The sequence below is a fragment of the Vibrio sp. YT-18 genome (assembly GCF_033337345.1).
GTDB classification, from domain to species: domain Bacteria; phylum Pseudomonadota; class Gammaproteobacteria; order Enterobacterales; family Vibrionaceae; genus Vibrio; species Vibrio alginolyticus.
Window position 1 is genome coordinate 21,499 of record NZ_JAWOQO010000026.1, and the last position, 16,488, is coordinate 37,986.

The 16,488-nt window shown below is 49.9% G+C and carries 16 protein-coding genes; 11 read left to right on the top strand and 5 right to left on the bottom strand.

The window, feature by feature from the left end:
* Positions 1 to 7 precede the first annotated feature (7 nt).
* From R7M72_RS22235 to R7M72_RS22250, 4 genes are all read left to right on the top strand, one after another.
* Positions 8 to 1,519, top strand: a complete 1,512-nt coding sequence (locus R7M72_RS22235; protein WP_000811656.1) for a UvrD-helicase domain-containing protein — start codon at positions 8 to 10, stop codon at positions 1,517 to 1,519.
* A 134-nt stretch (positions 1,520 to 1,653) separates the two neighbouring features.
* Entirely contained in the window at positions 1,654 to 2,670 is a 1,017-nt protein-coding gene (traF, locus tag R7M72_RS22240; RefSeq protein WP_000749520.1) for a conjugal transfer protein TraF, read from the top strand.
* A gap of 1 nt (position 2,671) precedes the next feature.
* Complete coding sequence (locus tag R7M72_RS22245) at positions 2,672 to 4,105, top strand: conjugal transfer protein TraH (RefSeq protein WP_000256129.1); 1,434 nt, start codon at positions 2,672 to 2,674, stop codon at positions 4,103 to 4,105.
* A 12-nt stretch (positions 4,106 to 4,117) separates the two neighbouring features.
* Complete coding sequence (locus R7M72_RS22250; protein WP_000534551.1) at positions 4,118 to 7,732, top strand: conjugal transfer protein TraG N-terminal domain-containing protein; 3,615 nt, start codon at positions 4,118 to 4,120, stop codon at positions 7,730 to 7,732.
* Between the two features lie 37 nt (positions 7,733 to 7,769).
* Here the strand turns inward: R7M72_RS22250 and R7M72_RS22255 are convergent, their stop codons facing one another.
* Positions 7,770 to 8,132, bottom strand: a complete 363-nt coding sequence (locus tag R7M72_RS22255) for a hypothetical protein (protein ID WP_000683483.1) — start codon at positions 8,130 to 8,132, stop codon at positions 7,770 to 7,772.
* Positions 8,133 to 8,847: 715 nt separating this feature from the next.
* On the opposite strand from R7M72_RS22255, the gene R7M72_RS22260 reads away from it, so the two are divergent.
* Genes R7M72_RS22260 through R7M72_RS22275 form a run of 4 tightly spaced genes read left to right on the top strand, consistent with a single transcriptional unit; the run spans position 8,848 to position 10,820 of the window.
* Complete coding sequence (locus R7M72_RS22260; protein WP_000356489.1) at positions 8,848 to 9,120, top strand: transcriptional regulator; 273 nt, start codon at positions 8,848 to 8,850, stop codon at positions 9,118 to 9,120.
* A complete protein-coding gene (locus R7M72_RS22265; protein WP_000790610.1) occupies positions 9,120 to 9,653 on the top strand; it encodes a transglycosylase SLT domain-containing protein in 534 nt (177 codons plus the stop codon). Before R7M72_RS22260 ends, R7M72_RS22265 begins: the two co-directional genes overlap by 1 nt.
* Entirely contained in the window at positions 9,607 to 10,272 is a 666-nt protein-coding gene (locus R7M72_RS22270; RefSeq protein ID WP_002210562.1) for a hypothetical protein, read from the top strand. Before R7M72_RS22265 ends, R7M72_RS22270 begins: the two co-directional genes overlap by 47 nt.
* Positions 10,269 to 10,820 (top strand): FlhC family transcriptional regulator, encoded by a 552-nt coding sequence (locus R7M72_RS22275; RefSeq protein ID WP_001020646.1) that lies wholly within the window; start codon positions 10,269 to 10,271, stop codon positions 10,818 to 10,820. The genes R7M72_RS22270 and R7M72_RS22275 overlap by 4 nt, the downstream gene beginning before the upstream one ends.
* A 59-nt stretch (positions 10,821 to 10,879) precedes the next feature.
* On the opposite strand, the gene R7M72_RS22280 is transcribed toward R7M72_RS22275, so the two are convergent.
* The 3 genes from R7M72_RS22280 to R7M72_RS22290 are packed head-to-tail and all read right to left on the bottom strand — an operon-like array spanning position 10,880 to position 12,594.
* Complete coding sequence (locus R7M72_RS22280) at positions 10,880 to 11,299, bottom strand: H-NS family nucleoid-associated regulatory protein (protein ID WP_000651490.1); 420 nt, start codon at positions 11,297 to 11,299, stop codon at positions 10,880 to 10,882.
* 1 nt (position 11,300) lies between these two features.
* The gene (locus R7M72_RS22285) at positions 11,301 to 11,594 is read right to left on the bottom strand and encodes a hypothetical protein (protein ID WP_000919078.1); all 294 of its coding nucleotides are present in this window, start codon (positions 11,592 to 11,594) and stop codon (positions 11,301 to 11,303) included.
* A 16-nt stretch (positions 11,595 to 11,610) separates the two neighbouring features.
* Positions 11,611 to 12,594, bottom strand: coding sequence for a ParM/StbA family protein (locus R7M72_RS22290; RefSeq protein WP_000077458.1), 984 nt, complete (start codon positions 12,592 to 12,594; stop codon positions 11,611 to 11,613).
* Positions 12,595 to 13,092: 498 nt separating this feature from the next.
* On the opposite strand from R7M72_RS22290, the gene mobI reads away from it, so the two are divergent.
* The 3 genes from mobI to R7M72_RS22305 are packed head-to-tail and all read left to right on the top strand — an operon-like array spanning position 13,093 to position 15,009.
* Positions 13,093 to 13,632: a conjugative transfer protein MobI(A/C) gene (gene mobI, locus R7M72_RS22295; protein WP_001447712.1), complete on the top strand. Its 540-nt coding sequence runs from the start codon at positions 13,093 to 13,095 to the stop codon at positions 13,630 to 13,632.
* Between the two features lie 4 nt (positions 13,633 to 13,636).
* Positions 13,637 to 13,924: a hypothetical protein gene (locus R7M72_RS22300; protein WP_000127321.1), complete on the top strand. Its 288-nt coding sequence runs from the start codon at positions 13,637 to 13,639 to the stop codon at positions 13,922 to 13,924.
* Between the two features lie 20 nt (positions 13,925 to 13,944).
* Positions 13,945 to 15,009, top strand: a complete 1,065-nt coding sequence (locus R7M72_RS22305; protein WP_000044787.1) for a RepB family plasmid replication initiator protein — start codon at positions 13,945 to 13,947, stop codon at positions 15,007 to 15,009.
* A 1,036-nt stretch (positions 15,010 to 16,045) separates the two neighbouring features.
* Here the strand turns inward: R7M72_RS22305 and R7M72_RS22310 are convergent.
* Complete coding sequence (locus tag R7M72_RS22310) at positions 16,046 to 16,480, bottom strand: hypothetical protein (protein ID WP_000883925.1); 435 nt, start codon at positions 16,478 to 16,480, stop codon at positions 16,046 to 16,048.
* Between the last annotated feature and the right edge of the window lie 8 nt (positions 16,481 to 16,488).

A 16,488-nucleotide genomic window follows, 5' to 3' on the forward strand; every position in this document is an offset into this window, starting at 1 on the left:
GGGCCTCATGAAACAACTTCCTCCTGACACACCAGAACAATCACTGATCACTCAGTACAAAGGGCCTCGCCTTGTCGTTAAGGCCTACGCTGGAACGGGTAAAACCACGACACTGGTGAAGTACGCCCACAACAACCTCGATTCACGTATCCTCTACTTGGCATACAACAGGGCTATCCGCGACGAGGCAAGAGAAAAGTTTCCTGCAAACGTAGACTGCAAAACGTCCCACCAGCTTGCCTACGCCACTATAGGAAGGGGCTACCAGCACAAACTCTCCGGCAACCTAAGGCTCACCGATATTGCCCAAGCGGTGAATACCAAGAACTGGACGTTTGCCAAAGATATTCTCGATACGCTCAACGCCTTTATGTGTAGTGCAGACATGCGGATTCTTTATACGCATTTTGCTCGCGCCGATACGGGTAAAGTGCTTACGTCCAAACAGGAGAGATACCAAATCCAGGTGGTCGAAGGTGCTGAGCTCATATGGAAACGGATGACAAACGTTCAAGATCCGTTCCCGACCGTACACGATTGCTACCTCAAACAGTATCAGCTCGGGATGCCGAATCTGTCTCGCCGGTACACCACCATTCTTTTTGATGAAGCACAAGACGCTAACCCCGTAACAAGTAGCATCGTCCTACAGCAGAACTGCAAGGTAATCCTGGTTGGAGATCGCCACCAGCAGATCTATAGGTTCAGAGGCGCAAACAACGCCCTTGATAGCAAAGAGCTCATGAACGCCGACCAACTCTATCTCACTCATAGCTTCCGCTTTGGCCCCAACGTTTCGCTGGTGGCAAACGCCCTTCTTGAACTCAAAGGTGAAACACGACCTGTTGTTGGCCGGGGACCAGCAGATCAGGTACTCATGTTTTTACCAGGTGACGTGGGCCACCGCGCAATACTTCACCGAACCGTCATGGGGGTTATAGAGACGGCGCTCTCTGCGACCGAATCCGGAGCGCAGGTATTCTGGGTCGGTGGAATCGACGCTTACCAGATCAATGAGCTCCAGGATTTGTACTGGTTTTCGATGGCAGAGCCAGACCGGGTAAAGAATAAGAAACTGCTTGATGAGTATGAAGACTACTTCGAGTATCAAGAAGTAGCGAAGGCGACCAAAGACCCTGAGATGATGAGGGCTGTCAAGATCATCAACAGCTACGATGAAATCCCTGAACGACTCACCACTCTACGACGCAATACAGTCAAAGAAGAGTTTGGGGCTGACATTACGGTCTCAACAGCTCATCGGTGCAAAGGGTTGGAGTGGGACTTTGTTCAGCTCTATGACGACTTTCCGGATGTCCTGGACCCAGAGCTCGACCCAATGGCCCGTGACGATGAAATAAACCTGCTCTACGTTGCATCCACCAGAGCGATGCGAATCCTTGCGTTGAACAGCGCTGTCGAGATGGTTATCCGCTACATCACCCAAAAACGCATGGTCGAGAAGCAGATGAAGATGGCCGCAGAAGCGACAGAAGTTGAAGAGGACACGACCAAATAGTTTGGTCAATTCTTTCACATGTGAAAGTTGACAAATAAAACGCTCTAAGCGCCCTAAATGGGCGCTTACACCTGCCTAATTTCACGCCTCCCACCTCTACCATATCGAGCATGGGAAAATACGTGCGTGAGACTATGAAAAAATCACCTTTGAATTTACTGCTCCTTGCAGCGCTCACGCTGGGGGCATCACACCAGGCTTGGGCTCAAGATGGCACAAGACCTGGTTTTTATGAGCGAAAGGAAGAGGGTTGGTTCTGGTACAAGGAAGAGCCCAAAGAACCAGAGAAAAAACCCGAAAAGCCCAAACCAAAGCCTGTGGCAGAAGCGAAGCCTACACAGCCTAAGCCTGCTGCTCCGCTTCCGAGCGGCCCAGAAATGTTCTCAGCGGAATGGTTCCGGGAAAACTTACCCAAGTACAAAGACCTTGCTTGGAACAATCCTACCGTTGAAAACGTCAGGACGTTTCTCTACTTGCAACGATTTGCGATAGATCGCTCTGAACAATTTTCCGATGCTACAGAGCTGGCGGTCGTAGGTGATCCTTTCTTGGATGAAATTACTCGACGTCCTGCTGCCACGTTTGCCTCACAACAAGTTGATCGTGACGCTGGTAACGCCAAAAACATGCTACTCAAAAGCGTAGCCGAACGCGTAGGGATATTCTTCTTCTACAAGTCCGACGATGACTACAGTGACTTGCAAGCACCGCTCATCAAGATGTTGGAACAAGGAGAAGGATTCTCGATCATTCCTGTATCTATGGACGGCAAACCACTCCCCAGTGGGCTTTTCCCCCATTACAAAACCGATGAAGGCCATGCCAAACAACTTGGTATCGTAACTTTCCCTGCTGTTTACCTCGCATCTCCAGACGGTCAGTTCGCTCCTATAGGACAAGGGCCAATGTCTCTTCCTGAGCTGAATCACAGGATTTTGGTCGCAGCAAAACGCAATGGTTGGGTCACAGACGAAGAGTTTAACCGTACACGTCCGGTACTCAACCTGGAAAACAACATAGCCGAACGCTTGGCCTCACCAGAGCTGGGCTCTGACCTCAAACAGCTATCTCAAGCGAGCGGTGATAAAGACAACTTTGTGCCACCGGAACAACTCATGAAGTACATCCGGGACAAATTACAGGAGAACTAAGATGGTCACGCACAAGACATTAAAAAGGAGCCTGCTTGCCCTGAGTGTGGCGGCCAGTCTCGTCATGGCACCGACAGGGGCGATAGCCGCTAACGGCCTCCAATCACAGATGGACAAACTCTTCAATGAAATGAGCAACACAACACCACCTGGGGTTTATGAAAGCCAACGACGTGGCGTTTTAGCTGGTGGCCGGTTCACTGCAAAGACACGAATCTTCGACGAGAACCTGGTGAGCTTTGCCCCTCCATCATGGAAAGCTGGTTGCGGTGGTGTAGATCTGTTCGGCGGTTCGCTTTCCTTCATTAACGCGGATCAAATTGTCCAACTCCTTCGGGCTGTAGCAGCCAACGCCAAGGGCTATGCCTTCCAGCTTGCGCTCGATAACGTTTTCCCGGACGGAGCGAAGTGGATAGAGAACTTCCAGAAGAAAGTGCAAGCGCTCAACCAACATCTGGGCAACTCCTGCCAGCTCGCTCAAGGTTTCGTGAACGACCTAACCAGCGGCATGGACCTTAAACACAAAACTGATGCTTCTATAACCGCGACAACTTCCGGCCTGTATGAAGACTTCTTCGGGTCCAAGCAGGAAACCAGCGGCAAGAGTCCTCTGGAAGAACTGAAAGCCAACAAACCTGACGAATACAACAAGATGATTGGCAACATCGTCTGGAAGCAACTCAAGAGCAACAACGCCAACACCTGGTTCCAGTACGGGGATAACACCCTTCTTGAAGCGATCATGTCTTTAACCGGCACAGTCATCATTGGTGATCTGGTAAACGACCCGAACTCAACCGGCACTGGTGCGAAAACAACCCCTCTGACGACCCTACCAGGTAACAAGATCACCTTGTCAGACCTGATTTCAGGCGGTTCTGTTGAGATCTATTCCTGTGATTCTGATACGACCAACTGCCTGAGTGCTGGCTCCAGCAATAAAACTGTCGTGCTCAAAGGTATCAAGAACCAGATCACCGATATGCTGTTAGGAACAAGCTCTACACCTGGTGTGATCTACAAATACGCAACGAACTCTGGAACCTTAACCGACCCAGAAAAGGCCTTTGTTTCTAACCTCCCCGGAGGGATTGGCACCATTGTTCGTAACTTGTCTGTCCTTTCACAGGACGGCGCTAACCTGTTCGCAACAGAGTCATCAGGAGCGATAGCCCTGACCATGATGTATAGCTTCTCGGAAGAGTTCTTCCGCGCAGCTCGCATTGCGATGGCTAACAGCAAATCACCCTACAAGAAAGAGGCACTAGAGCTTCTCGCGCAATCGCAACAGCAAATCCGTGCTGAATACACAATCCTGTCCTCTCAATACGGCGATCTGGCAAGCCAAATTGAGAAATACAACAACCTACTGGACAACATCCGCAAGCAAAAATACATGCTGGCAACTTTGTCCAATCCTCCTAGCACGAACTAAGGAGCTATTGGAATGGGATCTTTTTCAATCCACTCTATCGGTGACTCTGCTTTTCTGGAGCAAATCCTGATTGCAGTATCAATGATCACCGGCACCGGGGATTTCGAGAAGATGGTCAGTATTGGCCTGCTTCTTGGGGTCTTGATGATCTGTATTCAGTCCGTCTTTCAGGGCGCAAAGCAAATCAACCTCCAGCAAGTGCTGGTAGGTTGGATTCTATATGCCTGTTTCTTCGGCCCAACCACAACTGTGACTATCGAGGACGCTTATACAGGGCAGGTTCGAGTCGTCGCCAATGTCCCTATTGGGGTAGGCTTTGCTGGAGGTGTCATATCCAACGTGGGATACACCATCACCAATTTGTTTGAAACTGGATATGGGGTAATCGTACCCAATGTCACGGAAAGCCACTTTTCCGAAACACTGAAACTGTTGAATGACGTCAGACGGCGAGCCTATGACACAGGAGTTTTTACTGCGCTTAACTCAGCAAATGGAGGCGGCTATGTTGACGTGAGGCGTTCCTGGAACAATTACATTCGGGAATGCACGTTAACCAAAGTCGATCTCAACCTAATGTCCCTTGATGAGTTGATGAACCGTTCAACTGACTCAGCTTTGCGATTCAACTCACAGCTCTACGGAACTAGGTTGTATTTGTCTACAGCAAACCCTGACGGCGCTGACTACACATGTACTGACGGATGGGTGGCTATTAGCACTGCAACCGCCAACCTAAGCAGCCCGGTTGTTGTTGATGCTCTTAACAGCCTACTGGGTATTGACACGTCAACTGGAGACAACGCTCTAACGAAGCTGACCGATTCGCTTCAAGCGATGGGTGCCACAACTACGTCATCAATCGACTATCTGAAAGCCGCCGTTCTGGAGCCCCTCTATTATGAAGCCGCAGCAGGACGTTATCAGGACCTCCAGGATTATGGCTCTGCATTGATGGTCAACCAGGCTATTCAGCAACGGAACACACAGTGGGCCGCAGAGCAGTCGATGTTCATGACCGTCGTCCGACCAATGCTGACGTTCTTTGAAGGCTTTATTTATGCTATAACCCCGATCATTGCTTTTATTATCGTGATGGGCAGCTTCGGCCTCCAGTTAGCCGGGAAATATGTACAAACCATCCTCTGGATTCAGCTATGGATGCCAGTCCTCTCAATTATAAACCTGTTTGTTCATACCGCCGCGTCAAATGAGATGTCTAGCCTCAGTGCTGGTGGTCTCAACTCCATGTACGCTCTTTCCTCAACTGGAGATGTTCTGCAACACTGGATTGCAACCGGCGGCATGTTGGCTGCGGCCACTCCGGTGATTTCCCTGTTTATCGTCACAGGTAGCACCTACGCCTTCACCAGCTTGGCATCGAGAATAAGTGGTTCTGACCACGTTGACGAAAAGATGCAAACGCCAGATCTACTCAAGCAAGGTCCGGTTATGCAAAGTCAGCCAGCGTACAATCACAACCAGTTCAGTGGTGCGATTGCAAACGGCGCAGAAAGCATGATCAGTACCTTCTCGCTTGGCTCCACCTTGGCATCAGGCGTGAGCTCCGCACAGGCATTACAAAGTCAGAAATCGGAGGCTTTCCAAAGCACTCTTGGTCGAGGTTTTTCTGATGGAGTAAGTCAGGATCAAGCCTATTCAAGACTCTCCAATGTCGGGCGCAACGTTTCGTCGCAAAACACAGCTCAAAGCCAATTGATCAACCAGCAAGCCAAGAACTTCATGGATAAGTTCCAGGTGGATGATAGCCACTCTGATGCTGTCAAAGGTGCTTTTGCCATGCAGGCTATGGGCACACTCGATGTTGACGAAGCTGCGTCCATGCTTATGCCTATGGTTGGCAAGGCCAGGGCAGCAATGAAGGCCGCTGCTGGTGTGAAATCAAACAGTACAGCCCTAGTTCCTGCTGGTGGTAATGGCGAATCAGGCGGCGGCAGTGATGTCCTGGACATCAAAGCGCAAGCGAAGGGAGCAACAGAGTCATCAACTCAAGACTCTTCAAGCTGGTCAGCGAGTGATGTGTCCCAGTTCATGAAGGGTGTGAGCTATTCGCAAACCGATAGCCAGGCGTTGACAAATCAATTAGCGCAGGGTTTCAGCCGTTCTGGAAGCGAGTCATTCAAGCAAACCTGGGGCGATAGCTTATCCCAGAACCTATCCAAGTCCGCTTCTGAACTGGTGTCTGCATCGGACACCTTCACAACAATGAGTCAGCTCCAAAACCAAATGGGCTCCATGACTAATACCGACTTTAAAACTCTCGGTGGTGCAGTAGCACAAACCCCTGCGGCCATGAACCAACTGAATGACTATTTCCGAAATGCCGCGCCGCAATCGGTTAAAGACGAGGCGGCTTCACTACAGCAAAGATACCAAGCCTACGGAATGTCTCCTCAAGTGGCCCAGGCAGCAGCGCGAATGACAGCAATGACCAACTCCAAAAATTACGAACAGGGTAAGGAGCTTGGCGGGTATCAAGCCGCACTACAGGCGATCAATACCGCGTCCGGTCGCAACGGAGCATTTAGTGGTGATGCTTACGGAAATAACGGCATTGAAGGCCCGAATGTTCAAGGCCTACCAGGTCAGGTTCAAGGGGCTGTAGGCAGTGGACCTAACATCCCAACCGGATTCCGGGAGAATGTGGCTGGGATGGCTGGAACTAATCCGGCATCAGAAGCTGGGCAGTTACCAACGAATAGCCCCCTTGTTCAAAATGAACATGCAGCCGGTACGTCAGCTCTTCATAACCAAGCACAGCAAACAGAGCGAAATGTATCTGCTCCTGAACTGAAAAAAGCCCAAGATAACCTTATGAACTCGCTTCCGGAAATGTCTTGGAGCGCTTCGGCGTGGGGAGCGTGGGACAACTCCAGTGATTGGATGGGCCGCAGAGCTGAACAAGCAGGTGGAGCTCTCATTGCTGGTGGTCAAGCTGGCGCTGATGCGTTCTCAAGAGCGATGGATCAAATGAGAACGATGACACCTGAACAACGCGACCAATTCATCGCGGCCACTCAACGCGGCGACCAGGCCGTGCAAGAGGAGTTTGGCTGGGCCGGTGATGCGATGGTCGGTATGGCTAAACTTGGCCGCAACGTCATGGGAGCTGCTGCAAGCGGCTATGATGCAGCGAAGGAGTGGTTAACTGGTAAATCTGATCTATCGGAAGCCGCTAAAGGGATGAGCATTGAGGAACGCGGCGCGTTCTATGCAGCAGCGCTATCCTCTGCCGCAGAAGCTGGTGGTGGAGCCGCGCAGCAGTTTATGAACCAGTACGGTGATGAGTTCAAAGAAACGATGCAGTCTATCGCTCAAAGCCGTTATGGGCTGACTGAATCCCAAGCCGCTGTTTATGCCGAATCGTTTGACACAAACGAAGGTCGCATGAACCAGGCTGTTCAGAATCTGAAAATGGAGTATGCAGAACGTAACCCGGATGGCTCACCGATGATGCAAGGAGGTCAGCCTGTTCTTTCTCAGCAAAACGAAGAGTTTACGGACAAGCTGGTAAACGTATTGCAGAACTCGACGGAAGCTGGAGACCGTTCAGGTAGCTATTTGACTGCCGTCAGGGGGTACAACATAGCAAATCAAAGGTTCTAAAAGACCAACCAAATAATAAGGGGGCCAGCAGGCCCCCTTATTCGTCTCCAGCTCCAATATGGAAGCGCTGGTCAAAATCATAGGAATCTTGAAACCCACCAGTTTGTTTTTTTCTGCGCCGGGTAGGTGGTGCCTCTTTATATGCTGACCGCGCAACGCGGATAAAGCACGTTAGTCCAAACAGAGCCCCGACAACCAAAGCAACTTGCCACTGGAAGTAAGCGATCCCTCCCCAAAAGATAACAGCAGCCCAAAGGCTTTTGTGAACCAGAAATAGGAAACGAGCACCCCAAACGCCGAAGGGAGCCAGCGCCACACCAAGTCCCCAAGGTGTGTCAGCCATCATGGCTATTCCCAGAAGCACCATTCCCAGCAGAAGAATATTGACCACATGTTTCATATCAACCCCCTTACTCTTTACCTCCAGTTTACCACGGCATCAAAAAATGCAACTGTGAAAGTTTGACTATTTTTTGCTAAACAACCATTCCATTGGCAACTTCTTCGATTAGAATTTGCCCTCAAACTTTCACATGTGAAAGTTTGCCCTTACGGAACAAGGCGTTTATTGACAAAGCATTACATAGTTGAACATGTCAAACAAATCGCATACACTATGGAATAGGCCATTGCTAACGCTTTGGTCCCCATCTGCAACACCGCAGAGTTCTCTTTCTCAAATATCTCTTTCTGTAAACACCATCATCCTTGTGTGGTCGGGATGCGCCTTTGCCTTCCCTGCCCTCCTCAGCTCCTGCTGTATTCGCAATTTCAGCCCTCGCTGTATCCCTAAAATCACTTATACCTAAACGCTATTTAATATCACAAAATACCGCACTCCCCGTGCGCTATTTCCGCCATTCTTTTGGCGCACTTTCCATTACTATCGCAAAAATATCCGTATCCCATTGATTACTAAAAGTATTGTAACTTTGTTCCGTCGGTACAAAGTTAAGTGTATGTTTTTAAAGGTTTTTTATTGTTGACAGCATCATTATTTGGGCTTGTAAAGGCGCAAAATGTGTCAGTTTGTGACAATAGAAGAACTCTAAAAGCGTTCATCGAATAACGCACTTTTTGTATGGCTAACAACGCAGTTTAAAGGGTGGCAAACAATGGATAAATGCCAATTGATAGACATCCCAAGCGACCCAGAGAAGAAACGTGAGTGGATCAAGTACAAACTCAAGATCCAGGGGCTTTCTCTGGCCGCATTGGGCAGAAAACACAAAACATCTCGGCAGGTGGTGTCTACGGCACTCTATAAGCCCAGTCCACGCTGGGAACATGAGATAGCTACAGCTTTGGGTGTGAAGCCGTCTGAGATTTGGCCGGAGCGGTACGACGAAGAACACGAAATACCCCTCAGACATAAGGAGGCAAGCTGATGAAGAACAAAGCCAAGGCGCTAGTTCTGTCTGCGGCTCTCCTTTCATCAACAGCGAATGCTATTGACCTGAGCGGAACCATCTTCGACAAAGCAGCGAAAGCATATAACCTCGACCCTCTTCTAGTGTATTCGGTCGCATTGGCCGAATCTGCATCAGGGAGAGGTAATGGCTCTATAAGTCCTTGGCCTTGGACGCTTCGCGTTCCTGGGCTTCCTTTCTATGCTAAGTCGGAAGATCAGGCAAAGGCTAAGCTCGCTGAGTTTCAGCAGCAGTACGGTCGTGCCATTGATGTCGGGTTTATGCAAGTGAGCATCCGGTGGAATGGTCATAGAGTTTCTTCTCCAGCAGATCTTCTCGACCCAGAGACCAACGTCATGGTTGGGGCAGAGGTGCTATCAGAAGCCATTCAGTCATCTCCAAATGACTTGGAGCTTGGCGTTGGCCGCTATCACGCCTGGGAAGACGAAATCCGAGCCAGAAACTATGGTAGCCGAGTCTTGGCTATCTATCGCAACCTTCGTGATTTGTGAGGGGGGCGGAATGTTGGAACTGGATATTATTGGTGCGTGGGATGCAAGAGCCGTCAACCTCGATCAAGAAGAAGCTGATAGAAACGTCTACGAGTTCGATCTGACATTGTGGAACCTGCTATCCACTCTGGCAAAAGAACGTCCAGATGATGCGGCCTCACAATTTTCTTTGGGCATGGACACCGTTCAAAAGCTGTCACTGGCAACACCTTCCCAATTGGAAGCTCTGGCCTCTGGCGTGTTGATCTCTTTCAAACTCGAAACAGCAGAGCAGAACATCATCACGCGACTCTCTGGCGACTACGACCCTGTAGTTTTTATCAACCATAGTGTTGATGAATTTGATGCTGCCTACTGGTTGCTATTTAACCGCGTCGCATCGAGAGACCCGGAGATGGCAAAGGAAGTTTTCGGGGTTTCGAGAGAGCTTGCGGAGCTGGTGGCTAAGGCAACAGACAGCCAGTTGCGCCACATGTCTGGAACAACGGTTACGCATTTTACGCTTCGTTTTGCTCCGAGCATCATTGAAGAAATTCTCGATGACAGCCGGGAAGAGTTAACACACCCGGTATTGAAAAAACTGCAACAGTCTCTACAGGGACGTGGGAGGTGGAGATGAACATTGGCAACTCTGGTACATTGGGTCGCTGGGTTACAGCTCGACACATGGCCCTTGCTGGGTACATCACAAAAATCATCATGATCGAGACTGGTCTGACCTACAAACAGGTCAGACGGCTTTACCAGGATCTGGAGAGGGACGGATATACTCTGGAACGAAAATCCAGAACTTTCCGGGGTGGTGCGACACTGATTCATAGTCACACATCCAAGATACAGGCCTCTCTTCTAATGCAGCTCTACTTCAACATTGGTGGAGAAGCCGTGTTGCGGTCTGTGAACATCAAAGCCTTGAACAAGGCATTTAGAATGTATCACGCAATCCGCAAAGAAGTGCCCGGAATGAAAGGTGCTCGGTGGGCTCCGTTTGATATTACTGATGCCTGGTGTCTTGCTTCGGAGCTGAGAAGTGGGGACGCAATGCTGGAGGTGTGCGACAACTGCAAGTGTACGTACTTCACCTCTGTTAATCAAAGAACCTGCGTTGAATGTCCGTTCTGCAAAGAACAAGGAAGGCATGGTGGTGGGGAGAAAGAGTGTGCTTGAGTAGACTATGACATTTCGGACCAGAAGATGAGCGCCCAAACTTTGCGGCGCTCATTTTTTTACTTCTTCTGTGGGATACGGTAGCGCTCCAGCTCGACAGCTCCCAACCCCTTGAAAGCATCCGGGCGACGTCCTTGCCCACTCCACGAAACTCCGTCTTTTGAATATTTAGCATTATCAGGTTCTGATCTGCTCGTGAACATTTCGTTGAGCAAGCCGATGTCCACACCGCAGGATTCCATGTCGCTCATTATTCGCTCAGCCTGAGCTCGCTTTTCTTTTTCTTCTTCTTCTCGCTTTTTGTACTCTTCCTCCAGTTCATTGAGAACGCCCTTCATTCTGTCAATGATCTCCCGAACTTCATCTAACGGGAGTCCTCGCAACAGGGTGCGAATGCGGCTTTTACGCTTTAACTCTGCGATTATTAACTCTCTACGTTCAGCCGCTGATAGCGTAGAGAACTCCTCGTGGTCTTTCATGTCATACGGAGCCCATCAGTTTTCCTTTAAGTGAATCACGTTGAGAGTTCAGTTTTGCGTCAGTCTGCACTGGCGAATTTTGATGCTGTGCAGGTTGACTCTCTGAACTCTGTTGCTCAAAAGACCCAATGTTGCCAGAAAATCGAAGAGAATAAAGACCCAATAGAGCAAGGGCGCGGAGCCGATCACTACGCGCCTTATGCTGCATCTGGGACAGTTCACGATAGAGCTCCGGAAAGGCTTGCTCCGATATGTTCAGATTAGATATTTTTCCATCCCATTTGCTACCAGCCACAACGACCTCCTATCTATCAGCCGCAGAACCAGAAGCCCCTGGCATTGGATGCCACGGATTCGTTGGGCAGTACGATCCTGCTCTTAGGGAAAAGCTCCTTGGCCGCATCTTGGTAAGCCTCGGCACCGCCGCCAGCCAGCAGAACTACGTCAGCATCCATCCCGTCCTCACGCATTGACTTCCGCATAGGGATCAAGGCGTTTTGAGCGACTTTGGTTGAGGCTTTCTTGAAGTAGTCTTTGATCGATACCTTTTCACCGTAGAGGAAGATTTCGGCCTTACCGGCACGAATAGCTTTCTCGATCTTTTCGATGCCAGGGGCACCGCCGTGGTCTTCCTGAATTAGCCGGTCCGTTTCCTGTAGCAACACCGACATCGCCTTGAGGCTGGTGCCAGATGAGTGATAGCGGACCTCTCCCTCTTCAAGAGCTACCCAGTCTACAGAAAAGAACCCAGGGTCAATTACAACGGTTTTTCCTCCCTGGATAATCTCCAGGAGGTCTTCATCTTTGGTTGAACTTACAACATCCATGTAAGCACCGGCAGGTTGAGGTACAACCACGACAGACTTAACCGCTACCGATCGTTTTGGCGTGATCTGGTGTTCACCCTCAAGCCGAGATTTCAACGCCTCTCTGCGCTCTACGTCCATGTACTGACTAACAGGCAGGCCAGTCACCAGCACATCGATCTCCTTCTGCTCGGACATCAGGAGTGCAGCGTAGAAAAGAGCCTTGTATGGATTGGTCGAAGGATAGTCGCCGTGAAGCTCACGCTCCCATCCTTGCAATCGGTCAGGCTCGACGCCTGCAACCCATTTCTCTCCATCAATCACAACCTGAATGCAGGTCCCTGCACCGCCAGTTAACTGTTGTGGCATCAGTTCCAATGGACCTGCCCCCACCGGCATGACGACTGTGCGAGCTTCCTCACCTTTATACCCCATTGCCATTTTCAGGTTGGAGTAACCAATATCCAAACCCAGAACAAATTGACTCATGAAATCCTCCAAAGATTGCTTTTAGATTGCTTTTCGATTGCTTGCCGCGTGTTGGATAGAGAATAAGGCTAAAAGCGGGGACAGATGGCCTGTGTAATTGCCCAAAAGGGGCATATAGGTTGCTTTTCGGTGGCTTTTTGATCGTTGAGTAAGGGAACCTATGGGAACGCTGCACGGATAGGCTCAGATAAACAGACCTTACCCTCGCATCGAGAACCGCTTGCCCTCCAGCATCGAGAGACGGTGGTAAAGAGGCATTTGGAATCTTTGATGCCATATCCAATATATCTGGAATCTTTAAATATAGATTCATATGTAAAGAGGCTGTGAAAGAATAAGAGCATCAAGATTCCAGATAGATAGAGGGAAATTTGACAAATTCCAAAGATGGGTTAGCCTAGTGACAGAACTAGATTCCAGTATTGGAATAATCAGCTTTAAATTCCAGATAGATAGTTATGTGGATAGGAATTGGATAGGAATTGGGAGGGTATTGAGGTGAGTCTACCAACAGAGCGATGGCTAGATCTGCTAGATCCGAAGCTCGAAGAAGAACGATCCGAGATAACAGAGGATCTGCTAGAGGCAGAGGGACGAGAGTTTGTTGCAGAGGTACGGAGCAAACTGGATCACGCCTTAGCGGTTCTTGCTGTCGAGGCGCAGCAGGAAGCGGACATGTACTGGAACGCGCACAAATCAGCGCGTGAAGAAGCGTCAGAGGACGAACAAGGGCGTGTCGGTACACGGGTTCGCATTCTAGGCGTATCACTCGTTGCAGAGTGGTATCGCAACAGATTTGTCGAACAAGTTCCCGGACAAAAGAAAAGGGTTCTATCGACACATATCAAGAAGGGTCGCGGTCATGCCTACAGCATGTCGCACTTCAAGAAAGAGCCTGTCTGGGCACAAGAGTTGATCCAGCAAGTTGAAACCAGGTATGCCGTGTTAAGACAACGCGCCACTGCCTTAGCAAAAATTCGCCGGGCGCTAAACGAGTACGAGCGCCAGCTAAACAAGACACATAGCGACGAGGTGTGACAACATGACAGCATCTGTAGCGGCCACTGAATTGGCGAAACTGGGGAAATGTGAAGCGATGATCAAGAAAGTCGCCAGCCATCCTCGCCCTGCCCTGTCAAAGCGCCCACAATCGCCACAGGGGACAGATAGCACCCTTCGGGGTGAGTTCGCTCATTTCCGATATGAAGCGGCAGCCCTGCGTTTTATGAGCGGCACTGCGGGGGCTAAGCGTCGCATCTACCAGCTAGTGTTTTCAGCGACGGTAGCAGCGGGAGCATTGACAATGCTGGCGGCATGGACCACCAGCTAGAAAGTATCGACGGAACAATCATGAGCAAGAGAACCAAAGACAAAGACCTGGAGAAACTCGACGTAATCAAAGACTCACCGCAAATGAGCCTGTTTGAGATCATTGAATCTCCGGCCAAGAAAGACGACTACTCCAACACCATCGAGATCTACGATGCGCTGCCGAAGTACATTTGGGACCAAAAGCGTGAGCATGAAGATTTATCCAACGCTGTAGTGACACGACAATGCACCATCAGAGGCCAGCATTTCACGGTGAAGGTGAAGCCAGCCATCATCGAGAAGGATGACGGAAGAACCGTGCTGATCTACGCGGGACAGCGAGAGGAAATCCTTGAGGATGCTCTACGCAAGCTCGCAGTGAACGGGAAAGGCCATATCATCGAGGGCAAGGCTGGAGTCATGTTCACTCTGTACGAACTCCAGAAAGAGCTCTCGAAGATGGGTCACGGGTACAACCTGAACGAAATCAAGGAAGCAATCCAGGTTTGTCGTGGCGCAACACTCGAATGTATCAGTGATGACGGTGAAGCCTTCATCAGCTCCAGCTTCTTCCCGATGGTGGGACTGACCACCAGAGGTGAGTTTCGCAAGAAAGGCGGGAACGCCAGGTGCTATGTGCAGTTCAACCCGCTGGTAAACGAATCGATCATGAATCTGTCGTTTCGTCAGTACAACTACAAAATCGGAATGCAAATCCGCTCCCCTCTTGCACGGTACATCTACAAGCGAATGAGCCACTACTGGACTCAAGCATCACCAGATTCGCCGTACACGCCATCGCTTATCAGCTTCCTGACCCAGAGCCCTCGTGAATTGAGCCCACGGATGCCGGAGAACGTCAGAGCCATGAAGCTCGCTCTGGAGGCCCTCATCAAACAAGAGGTCATAAGCGACTACGACGCGAACCAGATCAAGGATGGCCGCAGAGTCATCGACGTGCGGTACGTCATAAGGCCTCATGAGAACTTCGTGAAGCAGGTGATGGCGTCCAACAAGCGTAAGCAGCAGACAGAGCTACGGGCCATCAAGCACGGCATGATCGACCACGACATCATTGATGAACCCCAACGTAAGGGGAGATAGCCACCAGAATCTCCCACCCCCCAGGGAAAAGAAAGATAGGCGCGTCAGCGCCTTTTTTTATGCCAGAAGAAAGCGCACAAGGTACGCCCACCAGGCAGGACCGGAAACGGAATGCCTCCGCATATGGGGGAGCTGCACGGATAGAGCGAACGTGACCCCAGATGCAGCGTGGGCTGGGGCTCTATATATGGGATCGCTGCACGGTAGTCGCAAGCTGAGTCTCAGTATCGTGCAAGCGTAAGCCACGACGAAGGATAAGTGCCATGCTGCTCCAGTGGTTCCCGTAGAGTGGTTCCCGTAAGGTATTGATAGTTAAAGGGTGAGGATGTGGGGGACCTGCACGTTATGAGATTTGATATGTGGGTACGTTGCACGAAAGCAGGTCCTGAACCTCTCGATATATGGGAACTCTGCACGATTGACGAAGCAGAACAAAGATTGACAGATCAGGACAAACCTAAAAAAGCAGTCAAAATGACTCTAATAGTCCATAAAGTGATCACGCGCACACAAAAAGAGGCCAAAAGTTATCCACATTTCCTGTGCATAAACGGGGTTTTGGTATATGGGAACGCTGCACGATCATATGTGGGTACGCTGCACGGTGCAAAAAACGACCAAAATTGACATGTGGGTACGTTGCACGTTCAGAAAATTGTATATGGGGCGACTGCACGTATGACCTTAGACATGTGGGAATACTGCACGAACACCAGATCTGATATGTGGGAACGCTGCACGAAAGCTCTGTTTTGTAAGGATTTTGTGGAAAAAAGAGGGGTTCCGTGTGGATAACAGTGGATAAGATCCAAGGGTATGTGGGGACGTTGCACGGCAACCTATGGGAACGCTGCACGGCAACCTATGGGTTTGTTGCACGGAATAAATATGAAAACACCAGTAATATCAATGTGTTGAGTGGTGATTTAGAACGCCTAACCTGTCTTTAACCGTTTTTAATCCTTTATACAAAGATCTAAAGATCTTTATATTTATCCTTTTGATCACTGAACAAAAAATAATCAACACTGTTTTTTTAGAAAAAAGTCTCGTATGCAAGGCCGAACAGGACGAGTATCACCAACAAGATAAGCATCGACAGCACAAAGTAACCAGACTCGTACATCACAGCTTTGATCACAGAAACGACGCTGATCGATCTTCCAGAGATCCTCCCGATGATCCACTGAAACGCAACGAACGAACCAAGCCCACAGATCAGAACCACCGCTACGGAGACAAGTGCATGTTCCCTCAGGACAGACTCACTCAGGAAACCATACTGCATCCCCATCAATACAAGCCTGCCAATGCCAAAACCCAGGCCCAATGCAACAGCTCCACGAACCAGCACGACCTTCAACGACTGGAGCCATGTCAGCTCAAGATCCATCCCCTTACGGGAAGACCGACGCACCAGCACCGTAGATATGCCCAACCCCAAAAACACCAAAAAAACAAAATCCAACATTGCCACCT

Coding starts and splice junctions, on each gene's coding strand:
- R7M72_RS22245 (WP_000256129.1), top strand. CDS start 2,672: ATGGTCACGCACAAGACATTAAAAAGGAGCCTGCTTGCCCTGAGTGTG.
- R7M72_RS22270 (WP_002210562.1), top strand. CDS start 9,607: ATGGTAGCCGAGTCTTGGCTATCTATCGCAACCTTCGTGATTTGTGAG.
- R7M72_RS22260 (WP_000356489.1), top strand. CDS start 8,848: ATGGATAAATGCCAATTGATAGACATCCCAAGCGACCCAGAGAAGAAA.
- R7M72_RS22305 (WP_000044787.1), top strand. CDS start 13,945: ATGAGCAAGAGAACCAAAGACAAAGACCTGGAGAAACTCGACGTAATC.
- R7M72_RS22300 (WP_000127321.1), top strand. CDS start 13,637: ATGACAGCATCTGTAGCGGCCACTGAATTGGCGAAACTGGGGAAATGT.
- traF (WP_000749520.1), top strand. CDS start 1,654: ATGAAAAAATCACCTTTGAATTTACTGCTCCTTGCAGCGCTCACGCTG.
- R7M72_RS22250 (WP_000534551.1), top strand. CDS start 4,118: ATGGGATCTTTTTCAATCCACTCTATCGGTGACTCTGCTTTTCTGGAG.
- R7M72_RS22310 (WP_000883925.1), bottom strand. CDS start 16,480: ATGTTGGATTTTGTTTTTTTGGTGTTTTTGGGGTTGGGCATATCTACG.
- R7M72_RS22235 (WP_000811656.1), top strand. CDS start 8: ATGAAACAACTTCCTCCTGACACACCAGAACAATCACTGATCACTCAG.
- R7M72_RS22265 (WP_000790610.1), top strand. CDS start 9,120: ATGAAGAACAAAGCCAAGGCGCTAGTTCTGTCTGCGGCTCTCCTTTCA.
- R7M72_RS22275 (WP_001020646.1), top strand. CDS start 10,269: ATGAACATTGGCAACTCTGGTACATTGGGTCGCTGGGTTACAGCTCGA.
- R7M72_RS22255 (WP_000683483.1), bottom strand. CDS start 8,132: ATGAAACATGTGGTCAATATTCTTCTGCTGGGAATGGTGCTTCTGGGA.
- R7M72_RS22290 (WP_000077458.1), bottom strand. CDS start 12,594: ATGAGTCAATTTGTTCTGGGTTTGGATATTGGTTACTCCAACCTGAAA.
- R7M72_RS22280 (WP_000651490.1), bottom strand. CDS start 11,299: ATGAAAGACCACGAGGAGTTCTCTACGCTATCAGCGGCTGAACGTAGA.